1 protein-coding gene is annotated in these 518 nt (G+C 71.8%); it reads right to left on the bottom strand.

Annotated elements, in window-relative coordinates; genetic code table 11:
- Nucleotides 1–7: 7 nt before the first annotated feature.
- The coding region (locus GH736_RS24260; RefSeq protein ID WP_159607653.1) for a zinc-binding dehydrogenase at nt 8–518 on the bottom strand (511 nt) is incomplete at its 5' end.

The following is a 518-nucleotide window of genomic DNA, read 5'->3' as shown; positions in this document are numbered from 1 at the left end:
GCAGCGCTCAGCGCGTCGGGTCGATGATGAGCTTGCCCAGCACGTCGCCCCCGCCGATGCGGGCGAGCGCCTCGGGTGCCGAGGCGAGCGGCAGCACGGCATCGATCACCGGATGCACCTCCCCGGCCGCCACCATCGCGCCGAGCTGCTCGAGGCCGTCGTTGGGACGAGCCGCGAGCACTCGGTAGGAACGCCCGTCACGCCCGCGAACGCGGCCGAACGCGAACGTCGCGAAGATCACGCCCATCCGTCCGCCGATGATGACGAAGCGCCCCCGCGGTGCGAGCATCCGACGGTAGTCCCGGAGGCGGCGGCGCGCGACGAGTTCGATGATCACGTCGTAGCCGCCGTCGGGCGGCTCGGCAGCAGCGGCATCCGCGAGGTCGATCGCCCGGTTCGCACCGAGGCGTCGCAGCAGGTCGAGCTTGTCGGCCCGGTCGAGCTGTATCTCGTCGGATTCGAGGGGGACCGTCCTGACGACGCCACCCTCGACGCGATCCGGGAACTGGTCGAGGGCG

This window comes from Agromyces humi, assembly GCF_009720255.1.
Lineage (GTDB): Bacteria > Actinomycetota > Actinomycetes > Actinomycetales > Microbacteriaceae > Agromyces > Agromyces humi.
This window is presented reverse-complemented; position numbering and strand designations above follow the sequence as displayed.